We start from the raw sequence: 16,691 nt of genomic DNA, 5'->3' as shown, positions 1-16,691 counted from the left end.
ATGAGCCGATCACGGATCCTCCGCGTGCTACCGGTGCTGGTCGCGCTGGTGGCGACCGGTGCGGTGGCCGGCCCACCGGCCGCGCTGGCCCTGCCGGCTGCCGGCGGTACCACGGCCGGCGCCGCGACCGCCGGCGCCGCTCCGGACAGTGCCGCTCCGGACGGCGCCGGTCTGCTCCGGCCCGCCGCCGACGACCCCGCGCTGCGCGGCGCAATGGCGCCCACCGGCGGTGTGGTTCCCGGACTGACCGGTCCGCAGGCCCGGGCTGCCGCCGGGAGCGCGGCCGACCGGTTCCAACAGCTCACCGAGCAGCGCACCGGATCGACCGGACTCGCTCCGGCGGCACAGCTGCACACCGACTGGGGCGTGAACATGCCCAGTAGCCAGGTTCAGGGACTGCACGCCACGCAGAGCGTGTTGACCGGAACCAGCCCGATCAGCGGCGGCGACTACGTCTACGCGCCGACGGCCCTGCCGCCCGGCAACGCGTGCATCGAGATGACCACCGCGTACACGCCGAGCGGCCCGGACCTCTGGGCGTGGGACTGGTGCGGGGGTCGGGACACGGTCGGCAAGCTGACCGCGATGAACACGAGCTTCTTCAACACGTACACCACGACCGTGAACGGCCGGACCACCTACAGCCTGGACGAGCACCGGACGTCGACCACCGCGAACACCTGGACGGCGTACCTCTACAACTACCAGACCCACGCCTGGGACACCTACTACACCAGTTCGGGCACGTACGACCTGCCGCAGTTCAGCTTCGGCTGGAACATGTTCGAGGTCTACACCACGGTGAACCCGGCCACCGGGGCGGGCTACTACTGCCACGACCTCGCCGGCCGGGCGTTCGAGAGCAGCGGTGTGCAGGTGATGAGCGGCTCGACGTGGGTACCGGTCACGACGAGCAACAGCACGGCGCCCTCCCCGGCGCCGGGCAGCCGGCTGGACTGCCCGGCGTTGACGTTCACGATGGTCCACCCCAACGACGACTGGCTCGGCCAGATCAGTGGCGGGGGCGGCACCACCCCGCCGCCGACCGGTACGTCGTATGAGGCCGAGGCCACCAGCAACACGCGTGCCGGGCAGGCCGCGGTACGGTCGTCCTCCGGCGCCTCGGGCGGTGCGCTGGTCGGGTACGTCGGCGGCGGCACCGCCAACTACCTCCAGTTCAACAACGTCAACGTCGGTACCGCCGGGAGTCACACGGTCACCATCTACTACACCTCGGGCGAGAACCGGTCGACCACGGTCAGCGTGAACGGCGGCGCCGCGACCACGGTGAACACGCCCAGTTCGGGCGGCTGGGACACGGTGGGGTCGGTGAGCGTGACGCTGAACCTCAATGCCGGAGCCAACACCATCCGGTTCGGCAACCCGAGCGGATGGGCACCGGACTTCGATCGGATCGTCGTGGTTTAACGCGCGAAGCCTGACGGAAGTCGAGGGGACGCGGGGATCGCACGACCGTGGGCCCGCCGGAGATGCGCGGCGGGCCCACGGTCGCGTGACCGTTGGGGCGTTGTCCTACTGGCGAGCGGCGGGGACCGTTTCGTGTGGCGGCGGTGGACCCGGGGGAGTGCCGTCGCCGAACGGGTGCCCGCCGAGAACCTCACGGCCGTGCCGGGTGCGCCAGCCAGCCGTCTCGGGACCGACGGGCACGATGCCGGTCGGGTTGATGTCCCGGTGGACCTCGTAATAATGCTGTTTGATCTGAACGAAGTCGATGGTGTCACCGAATCCCGGAGTCTGGAACAGGTCCCGTGCGTACGCCCAGAGCACCGGCATCTCGGTCAGCTTGCTGCGATTGCACTTGAAGTGGCCGTGGTAGACCGCGTCGAACCGGACCAGGGTGGTGAACAGCCGCACGTCCGCCTCGGTGATCGTGTCCCCGACCAGGTACCGCCGCGTGCGCAGCCGTTCCGAGAGCCGATCCAGCCGGTCGAACAGGCGGTGGTACGCGCGCTCGTACGCCTCCTGGCTGCCGGCGAAGCCGGCCTGGTACACGCCGTTGTTCACGTCCTGGAACACCTCGTCGTTGACCGCGTCAATCTCGTCGCGCAGGTGTTCGGGGTACAGGTCGGGCGCGCCGGGGCGGTGATGGGCCGTCCACTGGGTGGACAGGTCGATGGTGATCTGGACGAAGTCGTTCGTGACGACCTGGCCGGTCGGGATGTCCACCATCGCCGGAACGGTGATGCCGCGCGGATACCCGGGGAAACGGGCGAAGTATGCCTCCTGGAGGCGCTCGATGCCGAGCACCGGGTCGCGACCGCCGGGGTCGAGGTCGAACGTCCAACTGCGCTCGTCGTGGGTCGGCCCGGCGAGGGCCATCGACAGCACGTTCTCCAGGCCCAGCAGCCGGCGGACGATGACCGCCCGGTTCGCCCACGGGCACGCGCGGCTGACCGCCAGCCGGTACCGGCCGGGCTCGACGGGGTAGCCGTCGCGCCCGTCGGCGGTGATCCGGGTGGTGATGTACTGCATGTCGCGGCTGAACTCGCCGTTCGGATCGACGTACTGACCGCCGCCCGGCGGTTCGGACGCGCCGTTGCCGGACGCGTCGGGGCTGCCGCCGTTTGACGCGTCAAAGTCGTTGTCCTCTGTCACCTCGGACATGGTCCGTCATCCCTCCGTCGCGTCACGGTGTCCAGCCGATTCATACCCAGCCGATTCATACCCCTGGTTGTACTCCCAGACCCCGAACGCCGCTCGGCGATCCATGCTCGGGTTCGGCTCCGAGGTCCGATCGCCCGTGCGGGTTGGCGTACTTGTGCCGAACGACCTTCTGCCGACGTGTCGACGGCCCTCTGCGGGACGCCCTTCTGCGGGACGCCCTTCTGTCGGACGGCGCAGGCTTCGCCCGGCGCCCGGGACCTATGGTGGGCCGTCTCGACCGGTTTCGGACCCGGTGTCCGGATCCCGGGGGCGTTCGGCGCGCGACGTTTCCGGCTCCGGCGCGCGCCGTCCCCGGCCGCCGAGCGCGGTGGGACGGCCGTGGTTAGTCCGGGGCAGACCGGGAAACCCGTCGTATCAGCGATCGGGTGAGGTGCGGGAATGGTCGACGAGGACAAGGCATACCGGCTGAGCGTTTCCGAGGCCGCGCAGCGCCTGAGCGTACGGACCCAGGACATCAGGGACTGGCTGCGGACCAACGACTTGCGGACGAGTACCGGGCCGGACGGCAGCCGAGGCATCGACTCGGAGTCCATCGAGGAGTTGGCGACGGCACTGGCGCTGCCTGCCGGCCACGAGCGCGACTCTGCCCTGTTCTCCCTGCGCGAGCGCAATGCCCTGTCGGGGGAGAGCCCGACCATCTGAGCGGGCTCGGGGCCGACGACCGGGCGATCCTCGATCCACTCGGTCGGCCGCGCTCGGTCCGCTATCTTCTCGGGGCTGCTGTCCACTGCCCACTCGGGTCCGCTGTCCGCTCGGCCGCCGTCCACTCGGTCCGCCGCGCGCCCGTCCGCCCGTCCGCTCAGCCGCCGTCCGTCCGGCCCCGCCGGACGCAGCCGCCGCGGTCCGGGTACCCCGATTGTGGTACCGCCGATACCGCCAGCGGTCGTATGCGCGCCTCGCTCCGCCCCGAAATACTGGCCGGGTTGGATCTGGCGAAGGGGGCGGAATGCGGCTGGACACCTCGTGGTTTCCCAGGCTCGGCGCCCGCGGCCGCAAGTGGGTGCTGGTCGCGCACATCGCCGCCGCGGGGGCCTGGATCGGCATCGACGTGGCCATGGCCGTGCTGATCTTCACGTCGCTCATCCGGCACGACGACGCGACGGTCGCGCTCTGCTATCAGGTGGTGGGGCTGGTCGCGGTGTGGCCGCTGTTCATCGCCGGGCTCGTCTGCCTGGCCAGCGGCCTCGTACTCGGGATGGGCAGCCGGTACGGCCTGCTGCGGTACTGGTGGGTGGCCACCAAGCTGGCGCTGAACCTGCTGCTCACCGGGCTGGTCCTGCTCGCGCTGCGCCCGGGGCTGGCCGAGCTGGGCCGCGTCGGGCGGCAGCTCGCCACCGGGGCGCCGGTGGATGCCGCGCTGCACGGCATGCTGTACCCGCCGATCGTGTCGCCGATCGCCCTGCTGGTCGCGCTGGTGCTGGCGGTGTTCAAGCCGTGGGGCCGGATCCGCCGCGGTCGGGAGGCCGCGACCACCGGGCCGCTGGGCGCCGAACGGCCGTAGCGACCGGTTGCCCGCCCCGCCGCCGCCCGCGACGCGCTGAGCCTTGCCCCGGCCGGCGTCCGACCCGCATAGTGCAGACCATGAGCGACACGTCGACGCGCGCGGCCGACCCGGCGCAGGCCGTGGCGCTCGCCCAACTCATCGCGGACGCCTTCCACGACCTGCCGGTCTGCCAGTGGCTGGTACCCGATCCGGACGAGCGCCGCCGGGTACTGCCGGCCGACTTCCACATCCTCGTGCGGCACGCCCTCGAACACGGCACGGTGGTCACCTCGGGCGGGCTGGATGCCGTCGCGGTGTGGTATTCCGGGGCGCCGGACGCGGTACCGGATATCCCCGACTACGACGCACGCGTCGCGCGGGCCTGCGACCCGTACACCGAACGGTTTCAGCTCCTCGACGAGGCGATGCACGCGGCGCACCCGGACGGCCCGCCGCACGAGCACCTCGCGTTCCTCGCGGTGCGGCCCGGCGCGCAGGGCCGTGGGCTCGGGTCGGCGCTGCTGCGTCGCCGTCATCGGGTGCTGGACGAGCGGGGAGTACCGGCGTACCTGGAGGCGAGCAGCCCGCGCAGCCGGCAGCTGTACCTGCGCCACGGGTACCTCGACATCGGGGAGCCGTTCGCCACGAAGGGCGGTCCGGACCCGACGATGTGGCCGATGTGGCGCGACCCGGCGTAGCGGCCGCCATCACCGGGCAGGCCGCCACCGGGCCGGCTGTCACCGGACACGCTGCCACCGGGCAGGCCCCCACCGGGCCGGCCGTCACCGCTGCCGGGTGGTGCTGGCCAGCCAGATGCACACGGTCATCACCAGTGCGGCGGCGACCTGCGCGACGATCCGCGGGCCGGTCGCGGACAGCCGCTCGTGGAACGCGGTGGTTCCGATGATCACGCCGACGACCGGGTCGATGAGCGCGATCGTGGTCAGCGGCGCGGCGATCGGACCGCCCTGGAAGGCGTTCTGGTTCAGCGCCAGCGCGGCACCCCCGACGACCACGAGCGCGTAGAGCTGCCAGTGGCCGAACACCGCCAGAGGATGATCGGCGAACAGGTCGGTGAGCGTCTTGACCAGCGAGGCGGCGGCGCCGTACATGGCACCGGTCGCGATGCCGAGCGCGACGCCGCGAGCCGCGTCCCGTACCCGCCACGCGACCAGCAGGCACACCGAGACCACCGCGCCGACCCCGGCCCCGACGGCTATCCAGGCGCCCGTCGACGGCTCGGTGATCCCGCCCCGGGGATCGCCGGTGAACAGGAACGCGGTCAGCCCGACCACACCGAACGCGACCACGACGAGGTCCCGGGTGTGCGGGCGGCGCCGTTGCAGCGCTGCCTCCAGCGGTATCGCCATGAAGACTCCACCGAGCAGCAGCGGTTCGACCAGCGCGAGCGCGCCGTAGTTGAGCGCCACGGCCTGCAGGACGGTACCGCCCGCGTCCGGTACCCAGCCGAACAGCCACAGCGGGCGGTGCAGCAGCCGCAGCACCAGCCGGGGGTCGAGGGTCCGGGTCGGTTTCTCCTGCTGCGCCGCGTGCTGCTCGAGCGCCGATCCGAACGCGAAGAACACCGCTGAGCCGATGCCGAACAGGACCGCCATCGTCATCGAGCTCACACGCCGTCCCTTCCGACCGCGCGGCCGGTACCGGCGGCGCCCTCCGCCAGACCCCCGGGTGCCCAGCGCACGGGTACCGCGACGCGCGGTCGAATCGTTCGCATCCGGGCTGTTACCCCTCAGTCGCGCAAAGATTCCTCTCCGCATCCGGAGCGGCCCACCCGCATCCGGGGCGGCCACGGGCCTGCCCGCGGCCGCCAGTGCCCGGCCCGGGCGTCGGCCGGCCGTCACGTGTGGCCCAGCCCTCTTCCGGAGGCGGACTCTCGGCTGGGGCGATCACCTCGTGATATCACTGTGCTCCAACCAACAGGATCGGACGAGCGATGAGACGGCTAGAGATCGACGGAGTCTCGAAGCGTTACGGGGATGTCATCGCCTTGGCGGACATGTCATTCGACGTGCGCGCCGGTGAGATCTTCGGCTTCGTGGGCAGCAACGGCGCGGGCAAGACGACGACCATGCGGATCGTCCTCGGCGTCCTGGCCGCCGACGCCGGACAGGTGCGGTGGGACGGCAGCCCGGTCACCACCGAGACCCGCCGGAACATCGGGTACATGCCCGAGGAGCGCGGCCTGTACCCACGGATGAGAGTCGGCGAACAGCTGGTGTACCTGGCCCGGCTGCACGGCATGTCGGCGACCGCCGCGAACGCCGCGATGCGGGAGTGGACCGACCGGCTCGGCGTGGCCGCCCGGCGCGGCGACGAGGTGCAGAAGCTGAGCCTCGGCAACCAGCAGCGGGTCCAGCTCGCCGCGGCACTCGTGCACGACCCGGCGATCCTGGTGCTCGACGAGCCGTTCTCCGGCCTCGACCCGGTCGCCGTGGACGTGATGAGCCAGGTGCTGCGGGACAAGGCGGCCCAGGGCGTACCAGTGATGTTCTCCAGCCACCAGCTCGACCTCGTCGAGCGCATCTGCGACCGGATCGGCATCGTGCGGGCCGGCTCGATGGTCGCCAACGGAACCGTCGACGAGCTGCGCTCAGGCGGCGACGAGCGGCTCGTCGTCGACGCGCCCGAGGCGCAGCCGGGCTGGGCCGACCATCTCGACGGCGTACGGGTCGTGTCCCAGGAGGGCAGCCGTACCTCGCTGGAGCTGACCGCCGGCACCGACGACCAGGCCGTCCTGCGTTCGGCCCTGGCAACCGGGCCGGTCCACGAGTTCGCCCGCCAGCGGCCGTCCCTGACGGAGCTGTTCCGCCACATCGTGACCGTCCCGGTCGACGACACCACCGATTCGAACGGGGAGAAGTCATGAGCAGCGTCTGGCTCGTCGCGCAGCGGGAGATTCTCGCCCGGGCCCGATCGAAGGCGTACGTCATCTCGACCGTGGTGCTGGTCGTCATCGTCGTCGCGGTGGCCATCCTCACGAAGCTGATCGGCGGCTCCGGCCACAGCGACTTCACCGTCGGCGTGACCGGTCAGACCTCGTCGCTGTCCGCGCCGCTGTCGGCCAGCGCGAAGTCGATCGGTCAGTCGGTCGCCACGAACACGGTGCCCGACGAGGCCACCGGCCGCGACGAGGTGAAGTCCGGCAAGCTCGACGCCCTGCTGGTCGGCGACGGCCGCACGGTCCAGGTCGTGGTGAAGAAGGATCTCGACACCAAGCTCGGCAACGCGCTGCACGTGCTGGCCGGGCAGGTCGCGTTCAACCAGAAGATCGAATCGCTGGGCGGCGACCCGGCGGACGTCAACGCGGCGGTGGCGGGCGCGGCGGTGACGGTCACCTCGATCCAGCGTCCGCACACGTACAACACCCAGCAACTCGTGCTGGGCATCATCGCGGGCATCCTGATCTACCTGTCCCTGCTGCTGTCCGGGCAGATGGTGGCCCAGGGGGTGGTGGAGGAGAAGTCGTCCCGGGTGGTCGAGCTGCTGCTCTCGGCGATCCGGCCGTGGCAGCTGATGGCCGGGAAGGTGGTCGGCCTCGGCATCGTCGGCTTCGTCCAGATGGTCCTCGTGGGAGGAGCCGGCATCACCGCCGGGCTGCTGACCGGCGCGCTGACGATCCCGACGTCGGCCGCCCTCAGTACCGTGATCTGGTTGGTCGTCTGGTACCTGCTCGGGTTCGTCGCGTACGCGCTGACCTTCGCCGCCGCGGCGGCGACGGTGTCCCGCCAGGAGGACGTCGGCGGCGTGGTGACCCCGATTCTGATGCTCGTCATCGCCGGGTACGTGCTCGGCGTGTCGATCCTTCCGGGCGACCCGAGCAGCGGCCTCATCGAGACGCTGTCCATGCTGCCGATGTTCGCCCCGACGCTGATGCCGATGCGGGTGGCCATGGGTGGCGTACCGGTCTGGCAACTCGTGGTCGCGGTCGGCGGCATGGTCGTGGTGATCCCACTGCTGGTGCTGCTGTCCGCCCGGATCTACCGCAACGCGGTGCTGCGCAGCGGTGCCCGGGTCAAGCTGCGGGATGCGTGGCGGGCCGCCTGACGGCGGTACCCCGAAACTTTTCGACGACCGCGGCGCACCCTTCGAGGGCGCGCCGCGGTCGTCTATATATGGGCTGACATGGCCTTATCCGGAAATGCCCGGCCGTGGATCGGGGCATCGATGGACGCCTTGACGACGCCGGTACGCGGGTCTAGGTTCTCAGTTTATCGGCAATGCGCCGAAAATTTCGGATCCTGTCTTCCCGATATCGCGCCGGCGTACCGCACGGGTCCGCCGCCGCCCCTGGTGAGGGAGTGTGTCGTGAAGCTCCACCGTCCTGCCCTGATCGCCGCCGCCGGAGTGGCGGCCGTCCTGATCCTCGGCACCGCAGCCGGCGCAGCGCCCATGAGCGCCGGCCATTCCCGTCCCCCCGCCGATTCGCTGCGCACGTTGGCCTCCCACGTCGGCCTGCGCGTCGGCACCGCGGTGAACACGGACAAGTTGGCCGCCGACACCGCGTACGCCGGCATCGTCGCGGACCAGTTCAGCACCGTCACGGCCGAGAACGTCATGAAGTGGGACACCATCGAGCCCAGCCGGGGCACCGAGAACTTCGGCCCGGCCGACCAGCTGGTGTCCTTCGCCCGCGCGCACGGCCAACTGGTGCGCGGCCACACCCTGCTGTGGCACAACCAGATCCCCGGCTGGCTGACCGCGGGCGTCGCCGACGGGAGCATCACCAGCAGCGCGCTGAGGGACATCGTCCGCCGGCACATCACCGACGAGGTCAGCCACTTCCGGGGCAAGATCTGGCAGTGGGACGTGGCCAACGAGTTCTTCACCGACAGCAACCCGTCGACCATCAACCCCAACGACTTCTGGGTCTCGCACCTGGGGGTCGGCATCATCGCCGACGCGTTCCGCTGGGCGCACGCCGCCGACCCGCACGCGCTGCTGTTCTACAACGACTACAACATCGCGGGCGAGGACGGCTCCAACGCCAAGAGCGACGCGGTGTACGCCTTCGTGCGGCAGCTGAGGTCCCAGGGCGTACCGGTCGACGGTGTCGGCGACCAGGGCCACCTGGACACGCAGTACGGGTTCCCGACCCTGCTGACCCAGGATCTGCGCCGCTACACCGCCGCCGGTTTCAAGGTGGCCATCACCGAGGCCGATGTGCGCACGTTCGTCAAGACCACCGACGCCAGCCAGACCCCGACCGACTCGCTCGCCACGTTCGCGCAGCCCTACGAGTACTCGCAGATGCTCAAGGCGTGCCTCGCGGTCCGCGACTGCCTCTCGTTCACCGTCTGGGGCGTCAGCGACGCGGACTCCTGGGTGCCGAACACGTTCAAGGGTGAGGGATACGCGGACATCTACGACGTGAACCTCAACCCCAAGGCCGCCTTCACCGCCATGCAGCAGGATCTGAGTCTCGCCGCCGGTGGCACGCCGCATCGGACCGGCGCGGGCGCCCACTTCTGAGCGAGCGGTCTCGACGGGGGCGCCCACTTTTGAGCGTGCGGCCCCGGCGGGGGCCGCTCACCCGCCCGGACCGGGCCCGCACGGAAATCGTGCGGGCCCGGTCGCCGGGTGGGTCGCGCGGGCCGGCGAGAGCGCCCCGGAGCCCGCCCGGGTCGCCGTCGGCACCGCGGTCAGTGGCGGTGGTGGTTGTCCGGCTGCCGGGGATCGCCGGGATGCTCCAACCCCGGAACGAGCCGGACGCGGTCTGCGCGCGCCGCGTCCAGCCAGTGCGCGAATGCGCGTCGCCGGGCCGCGGCCTCCAGCCGGGTACGCAGGCCGGGCCCGTCCCGCTCGAAACACAGCTCCTGTGCGGGCAGCACCTCGACGACGTGCGCCTCGTGCCGGCCCAGCCGGTCGGTGACCCTGACCGTGTCGCCGGGTGCCGCGCCCACTAGGGCACCGGCCAGCGCGGCGGGCAGGTCGAGCGCGCCGGCCGGCCCGAGCCGGTGTGCCGGGCCGCCGTCCAGCCGGTGCCGCAGCACCCACCGGGCCGGCACCGGGCGCGCGGTGGCGGCCCAGTACCGGCGCAACTCGGCCTCGACGACGCCCACGCCGGCGGTCACGTCCAGCGCGACCGCCCGGACCGCCGGACTGCGCTGGAACGCGGCGGCGTTGATGGAGCCGTACTCCACCGCCGCCTGGTGGTCCAGCCGGGCGTACCGCCGGGGATCCAGCGGAAGGTCCCGGGCCGCCGCCTCGGCCTCGCACAGCGCCTCGGTGAGGATCACCTGGGTGAGCCAGCGGGCCAGTTGCCGGTCCTCCGGACTGCCGACCGCGGGAAGCATCGCCGAGCGCGACCCCTGACGCATCCGGGCGAGCCGCCGGTCCAGCCGGTCCCGGGGAACCGGCTCGCCGTCGAGGTACCCGAGGACGGCCGCCCGCTCGGCCACCCGCTCAGTCACCGGCCACCACCAGGCGCACCGCCGGGGTGTACTGGCAGCGGCCGAACCACATCACCTTCGCGACCGCCCACGCGTGGCCCGGCTCGGCGTCCGCCGGCACGGCGACCGGAAAGTCCACTGTGGACCTGCCGCCGGCCGCGACAGTGAAACCGCGCACCACGCCGGAGAGGTGCTCCCACGTCCCCCACGGCGACACCAACTGCACCTCGCCGCGGATCTCGTCGCGGGCCGCGCTCGCCACCGTGACGGTCACCGAACCGCGCTGCCCCGCGCGCAGCACCACCTCGGGCTTGACGACGTCCACCGACAGGCCGGTCTCCCGGGCCGTGCTCGCGGTGGTACCGGCGAACACCACGTCATTCGGCGGAATCGGGCCGGGCACCGGCAGCGCGCCGTCCGGCTCCCCGACCACGACGGTGACGACATCCTCGACCGTCGTGCCGTCGTGCACCAGGCGGGCGGCCGTGAAATACAAGCCTTCCGGGGTACCGGGCGGGGGAGTGACCGTGGCGGTGAAGCGCTGCCAGCCGCCGGCCGGCAACCGGTACACCCGGGACTCTGGTTCGACGCGCCACCCCTCGGGGGCGGTGACCGTCACGATGCCCTCGTGCTCGGCGTCGCGCAGCTGGGAGGCGAGCACGATGTCGACGTCGACCGGCTCGCCCCCGGTACGCAGCAGGCCGGGCGAGGCGGCGACGGTCACCGGCAGGTACCCGGCCGGGGCGGGGCCGCGGTTGTGCAACCAGTACCGGCTGTAGACGGGCTGCACCGCCTCGCCGGCCGGGCCGAGCAACGGCCGTCGCGCCGCGGTCCCGGTCTGAGCTCCGGTCTCGTGCTGTGTTCCGGTCTCCGGCGGTGTGTCGGTGTCCGCCGGCGCGCCGTGCGGCTCAACGGTTTCCGCCGGCGTTCCTGACGGCGTCCCAGCCTCCGCTGCCGGAAGCGAGGGTCGGGCGGTGATGGTCGCGACCTCGAAGCCGGTCAGCTCCAGCCGAGCCGGCCCCAGGTCGCGCTCGAGCAGGTCCGCCGCCCGTCGGTCGGTCAGCGACAGCGCACCGTCCACTTCGGACACACTGCCCAGCCCGGTGCTCTCGGCCAGGCGCAGCGTCACCCGCGCGGCCGGGTCAGCCTCGGCGGCGCTGCCGGACGCTATCGGGTTGCCGGCCGGCTTGAGCGCGTTCAGCAGCACCCGGCGGGCCGGCTCGACGCGGACGAACGAGTGGGTGGCCGGCAACGCCCCGGATGCCGCCTCGGGCAGCGTCTCGACCAGCCGGGGCAGCAGCGGCGTGATGTACTCCTGTCCCCGGGCCGGCAGCGTCAGCGCCCGCCAGTCGCCGTCGCCGGACACCAGCGCGTACCGGAACTCGTGCGTCCAGTGCTGCAACTGGAACGCGGAGCCGTCCGGCGCGGTACGCCGTGGCGGATCGATCCACACCCCGGACGGCCAGCCGGTGCACGAGCGCAGCAGCGACAGGTGCAGCGCTCCGGTCGGATCGACGGCGAAACCGGGCAGCCCGTAGGTGAGCAGCGCGACGGTCGCGTCGGTCAGCGGCTCGGCGGGCGGTTCCAGCGCGGTCGCCTCCAGCGTCGCGTCGGCCAGGTCGGCGACGATGGCCTCGACCGGGCCGGAGACCACGAGCGCCGGTAGCGCGCGGAGGTCGCGCAGGTCGGCGTTCGGCTGCCACACCTGTGGCAGTGGCCGCTCCGCCGGGATCCACACGACGCCGTGCCGGGCCAGGGCGTCCGCGTACCCCGACCCCGCCCGGGCCAGCAGGTCCCGGGTCACCGCGTTGGCGTCGGCGTCGCCCAGCACGATGCGGAAGTCCGGCAGGTTGGAGTCCACGTTCAGCCAGCCGTACCGGGATCCGTCGGCACTGGACGTCGTCGCGGTGACACCGGCTCGGGCCAGCGCGACGACGAGGTCGCGGGCGTCCGCGCCGTCGTCGACCCCCGGCACGACCACCTCAGCGACGCCGATCGCCCGCTCGCCCAGCGGTACGCCGTCCGGGGAGGTGAGGCGCACGCGCGCCGTGCTGCCGAGACCGAACCAGGTGTTGGCCGGGTTGTCCAGCGTCCACGGCGCTTCGGCCGAGTCCACGTCGGGCAGCGCGTACCCGCGACCGACCACCGCCGCGGCCACCTCCGACACCGGCAGCGCGCCGGGCAGGTCGACCGGGAACCTCACCCGTACCAGCTTGTCCTGCACCGCGTGGTCCAGTACCCGGGTACGGAAGTCGATCCGGTCCACGCCGCTCCACAGCGTGACGACCTGCTCGTAGTCGATCCCGTCGACGGTGCCGGTGACCACCAGCCGCTCGCCGATCGGGCCGGTGAAGCGGCGCACTATGGCCGGTGAGGCGGACGAGCCGGCGACCGTACCCTTGGGCAGCAGGTGCCAGGGGCCCTCGCCGAACTGCGGGTGCGTCGGGTACTCGTCGTACACGCGCAGCTCGTTACCCAACCCGCGCAGCAGTTCCCGGCCGGTCGCGGTGTCCACAATGGAGCTGAGGGCGCCGCCGTGGGCGGGGTCGGCGACGACCCGGTACCGCTGGTTGGCGATGCTGTCGCCGCTGGCCTCGACCCAGCTCTGGGTCGTCGCGCCGATGTCGGTTCCTGGCTGCCCGGCCTCGTCTCGTGCCGGTGCCGTCTCCTGGTGCCCGGCCTCGTCTTGTTGCGGCGCCGGTGTGGCTTCCTGCTGTGCGGCGTCGTCGGTCAGGCGCCAGGTTCGCCATCCCATCGCCGGCACGTCGGCGGCGTGGAACGTCAACGTGCCGCGGTCGTAGAGCGCCGGCACCGGAGCCCCCGTGTCGTCCAGCACCCCGGCCGGCCCCGCGACCGGCACCCGCACCAGGTCCGACCGGTCGAAGGACAGCGTGTTCGTGATCACCACGGCCCGGCCCGACCCGGTCGTGTCCACCCGCGAGACGAGAGCGTCGAGAGCCGTGTCCCGGACTCCGGCCGCGAGATCGTGCGCCTCGCGCCAGCCGCCGAGCAGATCGATGTATACCTGGTCCGACTCCGAACCGGTGACCGCGTCATGGTGCGCGCCGAAGGCGAGGTGACGCCACACCTTGTCCAGCGCTGCCTGTGGATAGCGGCCGAGACCGAGCACGGTGGCGATGGTGGCGAGCTTTTCCGCGTCAATCGCGGCGACCTCGGCGGCGCGCTGTGCCTGTTTCGTGTCGATGTACGACACGTCCTTGCCGGTGTAGACCGGGTTCATGTCCCGGGTCTGCGGGGACGGCCGCCGGCCGGATCCGGCGAGCTCGGCCCGCACCGCGTCGAGGAAGTCGCGGGGAGTGGCGCAGACGAACCGGGGCCACACGTACCGGCTGTTCCACGACCGGTGGATCGCGGTCAGCCACTTGTTCGGGGGTGTGTAGTCGGTACCGACCGGCAGCAGCATGTGCCGGGTCGCGGCGACCGGCTTGAGGGCGCGGTACAGCTCATACACGGCGTTCTGCGCGTCGTCGAGCGTGGCGGAGGAGTCCATCCACCAGCCGGCGGAGTAGTGGTTGGGCATGTAGTGGGTCAACACGCCAAGCCCGCTGGGTGCGATCCACTCGAACTCAGACGGGAACTGCATGACGGTGGCACCGTCGGCCGGCGGTCCGAAGTTCTTGAGGATCGGCCCCCACTGGTGGAATGGGCCGCGAGCCCAGGCGCTTCCGGTCAGCCCGGCGGCCGCGGCATAGCCGGGGAACTGGGGATCGTGCCCGAAGACGTCCAGCTGCCAGGCGGTCCGTGGATCTCCGCCGAGGATGTCACGCTGGTACCCGATGCCGTACACCAGGTTGCGGATGGTGGTCTCGGCCGCCGTCAGGTTCGTGTTCGGCTCGTTGTACGTGCCGCCGAGCAGTTCCACCCGACCCTCGGCCAGCAGCCGGCGCAGGTCTTCCCGGCGCTGCGGGTGCACATCAAAGTACGGCTTGAGGTAGTCGATTTCGGCCAGCACGAACCGGTAATCGGGGTCCCGCAGCGCCAGGTCGAGGTGCGCGTCGACGAGCGCGAAGGAGTTGTTGGCGAACAGCGGCCGGGTGCTGGCGTCGCCGGACAGCCATTCCCAGGGCGTGGTGTACGCCGCCTGGGTGTTCCACCACACCGGGTCGTAGTGGAAGTGGGACACCATGTGCAGGGTGTAGCCGGTGCGCTCGACCGTCACGGTGGTGTCCGCCGTCGCGTCGGCTGCCCCGTTCGCGTCGCTCACGGTCACGGTCACCGGCACCGCGGCGCCCGGCTCTGCGTCGATGTCCAGGCCGACCTCGACCAGGGTCTCACTCTCGCCACCGGCGGCCGGCGCGATGGCGGTGCCGCTGACCCCGGGTCCGGTGACGGTGACGCGCCGTTCGGCATCGGCTGGGCGCAGCGTGACCCGGAGAACCTGCCGCGGCGCGTCCGGCGTACCGATGAACAGGTCAGTGGACTCGGCCCGGATGGACGGCAGTGACATGACACTCCTCGAATGGGGACGGCCCGGTTGTCGGATGGGTGCCCGGTTGGCCGTATCGGACATCCTCGGGCTCAACGCTTTAACGTGTCAAGGGAACGCGGTAGCCGTGCGCCACTGCCTGCGGTTGTGTGGGACGGCAGTGCGCGACCGCCTGCGGTTGTGTGTGACGGTCGTGCGCCGCTGCCTGCGGTAGCCGCCGCGGCAGCGGCTGGCGGCCGCGCCGAACGCTGGGCGGTCGTGCGCCACGCTCTGGCGTCGCGGCGACCACTCAGCGACCCGGGCGCCAGCGGCTGGCATCGGGTCGAACGCTGAGCGGCCGCGCTAGCGGGCGGCGGTCGCCTGCAGCCGCGCGGCGATCCCGTCGCGGCGGCGGATCCGCACCCCCAGGACGATGCGCCGCACGTCCCGGTACGGGTCCTCCGCCCCGATCCGATCGATCACCAACTCGGCGGCCTGCTGGCCGATCTCCGTCGACGGCAACGTCGCCGAGAGCACGGTCAGCGGCGCGATGTCGTACGGGCCGGCGTCGTCCATGCTGGCCAGCTCCACGTCCGCGGGCAGCGCGCCGCTCAGGTGCAGCAGGTCGGTGGCGGCGCGGGCGAGGATGTAGCCGTTGGCGCACAGCAACGCGGTGGGCGGCTCGACGTTGTCCAGCAACCGGGACAGCGCCGAGCGCTGGGAACCGCCGGACAGCGTGTGGTACGGCCGGAGCCGGGTCAGCTCCGGCAGGATCGGCAGCCCGTATTCGCGCAGCGCGTGCTCGTGACCGGTGAGCCGATCGCGCACGCTCGTGCAGTTCGTCTCGGTCCAGAGCGTGGCGATCCGGTGATGTCCGCGCTCGATCAGCTCCCGGGTGATGTCGTACCCGAGGCCGAAATCATCGGCCACAACGGCGTCGGTGGCCAGATCGGTTCGGTACCGATCGACGAGCACGAGCGGGATGCGGCGGTGCCGCAGCTCCTCGATCAGGTCGGTGTTCGTCTCACCCTCGACCGAGTACAGCACCACGCCTCCGGCGCCGGTGTCGATCGCCTGCCGCAGCGCCCGGCCCTGGCGGTCGGCGGAGCCGTCGGACTCGGACAGGAACATCCGGTACCCGCGCTGGGCGCAGACCGACTCGACGCCCCGTACGATCTGCGACACGTGCGGCCCGGACAGCCCCTGGACGACACAGGCGATGGCCGGGCCACCGGCGTCCGTGGCGGGGCGGCCGCTCCGGTCGGCGACGAAGGTGCCCTTGCCGCGACGGCGTACCAGGATCCCGTCGGCGACCAACTCGTTGAGGGCACGTACCGCGGTAGTCGTGCTCACGCCGTACCGCTCGCACACCTCGCGCTGGGTGACGAAGGGCTGATCGGGCTCGTACTCGCCCCGGGAGATCGCCCCGACGAGGATGCGTTTGACCTGCTGGTACAGCGGAGCGTTGGGGTGCTGCATCATCGATTCTCATCCTCTGTCCGAAGAGAGGTTCCGGGTGAGCGGTGTCGGCGTGAGCGGTGTCGGCACGGCGAACTCGCGGGGCGGTGACCCGCCGCCCCTCCGAGGCCGCCGCCGGCCCAGTGTGCCAAGGCCGCGCCCCGCCGTGGGGACACGTTTCCGACCAGTCCGGCTCGGCGCGTCTGGCGCCGCGCTACGACCCGGACCA

At 71.8% G+C, this 16,691-nt stretch carries 12 protein-coding genes; 7 read left to right on the top strand and 5 right to left on the bottom strand.

Annotated features, from left to right (window positions below):
- Positions 1–1,428, top strand: coding sequence for a carbohydrate-binding protein (locus Raf01_RS17745; RefSeq protein WP_239133692.1), 1,428 nt, complete (start codon positions 1–3; stop codon positions 1,426–1,428).
- A 105-nt stretch (positions 1,429–1,533) separates the two neighbouring features.
- On the opposite strand, the gene Raf01_RS17740 is transcribed toward Raf01_RS17745, so the two are convergent.
- Entirely contained in the window at positions 1,534–2,493 is a 960-nt protein-coding gene (locus Raf01_RS17740) for a glutathione S-transferase family protein (protein WP_239133718.1), read from the bottom strand.
- A 570-nt stretch (positions 2,494–3,063) separates the two neighbouring features.
- Here Raf01_RS17740 and Raf01_RS17735 point away from each other — a divergent pair.
- The 3 genes from Raf01_RS17735 (at position 3,064) to Raf01_RS17725 (ending at position 4,866) form a co-directional block, all read left to right on the top strand.
- Positions 3,064–3,327, top strand: coding sequence for a hypothetical protein (locus Raf01_RS17735; RefSeq protein ID WP_203919021.1), 264 nt, complete (start codon positions 3,064–3,066; stop codon positions 3,325–3,327).
- 304 nt (positions 3,328–3,631) lie between these two features.
- Complete coding sequence (locus Raf01_RS17730) at positions 3,632–4,186, top strand: hypothetical protein (RefSeq protein ID WP_239133691.1); 555 nt, start codon at positions 3,632–3,634, stop codon at positions 4,184–4,186.
- Between the two features lie 80 nt (positions 4,187–4,266).
- Entirely contained in the window at positions 4,267–4,866 is a 600-nt protein-coding gene (locus Raf01_RS17725) for a GNAT family N-acetyltransferase (protein WP_203919020.1), read from the top strand.
- An 84-nt stretch (positions 4,867–4,950) separates the two neighbouring features.
- Here the strand turns inward: Raf01_RS17725 and Raf01_RS17720 are convergent, their stop codons facing one another.
- Positions 4,951–5,790, bottom strand: a complete 840-nt coding sequence (locus Raf01_RS17720) for a DMT family transporter (protein ID WP_203919019.1) — start codon at positions 5,788–5,790, stop codon at positions 4,951–4,953.
- Between the two features lie 332 nt (positions 5,791–6,122).
- On the opposite strand from Raf01_RS17720, the gene Raf01_RS17715 reads away from it, so the two are divergent.
- The 3 genes from Raf01_RS17715 to Raf01_RS17705 all read left to right on the top strand — a co-directional run bounded on the left by Raf01_RS17715 (position 6,123) and on the right by Raf01_RS17705 (position 9,658).
- Positions 6,123–7,055, top strand: coding sequence for an ABC transporter ATP-binding protein (locus Raf01_RS17715; RefSeq protein ID WP_203919018.1), 933 nt, complete (start codon positions 6,123–6,125; stop codon positions 7,053–7,055).
- Positions 7,052–8,233: an ABC transporter permease gene (locus Raf01_RS17710; RefSeq protein WP_203919017.1), complete on the top strand. Its 1,182-nt coding sequence runs from the start codon at positions 7,052–7,054 to the stop codon at positions 8,231–8,233. Before Raf01_RS17715 ends, Raf01_RS17710 begins: the two co-directional genes overlap by 4 nt.
- Before the next feature lie 261 nt (positions 8,234–8,494).
- Positions 8,495–9,658 carry an endo-1,4-beta-xylanase gene (locus Raf01_RS17705; protein ID WP_239133690.1) on the top strand — a complete coding sequence of 388 codons (1,164 nt, stop codon included), beginning with the start codon at positions 8,495–8,497 and terminating at the stop codon, positions 9,656–9,658.
- A 170-nt stretch (positions 9,659–9,828) separates the two neighbouring features.
- Here the strand turns inward: Raf01_RS17705 and Raf01_RS17700 are convergent, their stop codons facing one another.
- From Raf01_RS17700 to Raf01_RS17690, 3 genes are all read right to left on the bottom strand, one after another.
- On the bottom strand, positions 9,829–10,599 hold the full coding sequence (locus tag Raf01_RS17700; protein ID WP_203919016.1) for a DUF7158 domain-containing protein: 771 nt from the start codon (positions 10,597–10,599) through the stop codon (positions 9,829–9,831).
- Positions 10,592–15,046 carry a glycoside hydrolase family 38 N-terminal domain-containing protein gene (locus Raf01_RS17695; RefSeq protein ID WP_203919015.1) on the bottom strand — a complete coding sequence of 1,485 codons (4,455 nt, stop codon included), beginning with the start codon at positions 15,044–15,046 and terminating at the stop codon, positions 10,592–10,594. Before Raf01_RS17695 ends, Raf01_RS17700 begins: the two co-directional genes overlap by 8 nt.
- Before the next feature lie 321 nt (positions 15,047–15,367).
- Positions 15,368–16,486 carry a GntR family transcriptional regulator gene (locus tag Raf01_RS17690; RefSeq protein ID WP_203919014.1) on the bottom strand — a complete coding sequence of 373 codons (1,119 nt, stop codon included), beginning with the start codon at positions 16,484–16,486 and terminating at the stop codon, positions 15,368–15,370.
- Positions 16,487–16,691 lie beyond the last annotated feature (205 nt).

The sequence above is a fragment of the Rugosimonospora africana genome, assembly GCF_016862975.1.
GTDB classification, from domain to species: Bacteria; Actinomycetota; Actinomycetes; order Mycobacteriales; family Micromonosporaceae; genus Rugosimonospora; species Rugosimonospora africana.
Note: the sequence above shows the minus strand (reverse complement) of the source record. Positions and strands in the feature narration are given on the sequence as shown.

What these genes read in the sequence shown, in the direction of transcription:
- Raf01_RS17725 (WP_203919020.1), top strand. Translation starts at nt 4,267, where the DNA reads ATGAGCGACACGTCGACGCGCGCGGCCGACCCGGCGCAGGCCGTGGCG.
- Raf01_RS17730 (WP_239133691.1), top strand. Translation starts at nt 3,632, where the DNA reads ATGCGGCTGGACACCTCGTGGTTTCCCAGGCTCGGCGCCCGCGGCCGC.
- Raf01_RS17690 (WP_203919014.1), bottom strand. Translation starts at nt 16,486, where the DNA reads ATGATGCAGCACCCCAACGCTCCGCTGTACCAGCAGGTCAAACGCATC.
- Raf01_RS17715 (WP_203919018.1), top strand. Translation starts at nt 6,123, where the DNA reads ATGAGACGGCTAGAGATCGACGGAGTCTCGAAGCGTTACGGGGATGTC.
- Raf01_RS17720 (WP_203919019.1), bottom strand. Translation starts at nt 5,790, where the DNA reads ATGACGATGGCGGTCCTGTTCGGCATCGGCTCAGCGGTGTTCTTCGCG.
- Raf01_RS17745 (WP_239133692.1), top strand. Translation starts at nt 1, where the DNA reads ATGAGCCGATCACGGATCCTCCGCGTGCTACCGGTGCTGGTCGCGCTG.
- Raf01_RS17735 (WP_203919021.1), top strand. Translation starts at nt 3,064, where the DNA reads ATGGTCGACGAGGACAAGGCATACCGGCTGAGCGTTTCCGAGGCCGCG.
- Raf01_RS17710 (WP_203919017.1), top strand. Translation starts at nt 7,052, where the DNA reads ATGAGCAGCGTCTGGCTCGTCGCGCAGCGGGAGATTCTCGCCCGGGCC.
- Raf01_RS17740 (WP_239133718.1), bottom strand. Translation starts at nt 2,493, where the DNA reads ATGCAGTACATCACCACCCGGATCACCGCCGACGGGCGCGACGGCTAC.
- Raf01_RS17695 (WP_203919015.1), bottom strand. Translation starts at nt 15,046, where the DNA reads ATGTCACTGCCGTCCATCCGGGCCGAGTCCACTGACCTGTTCATCGGT.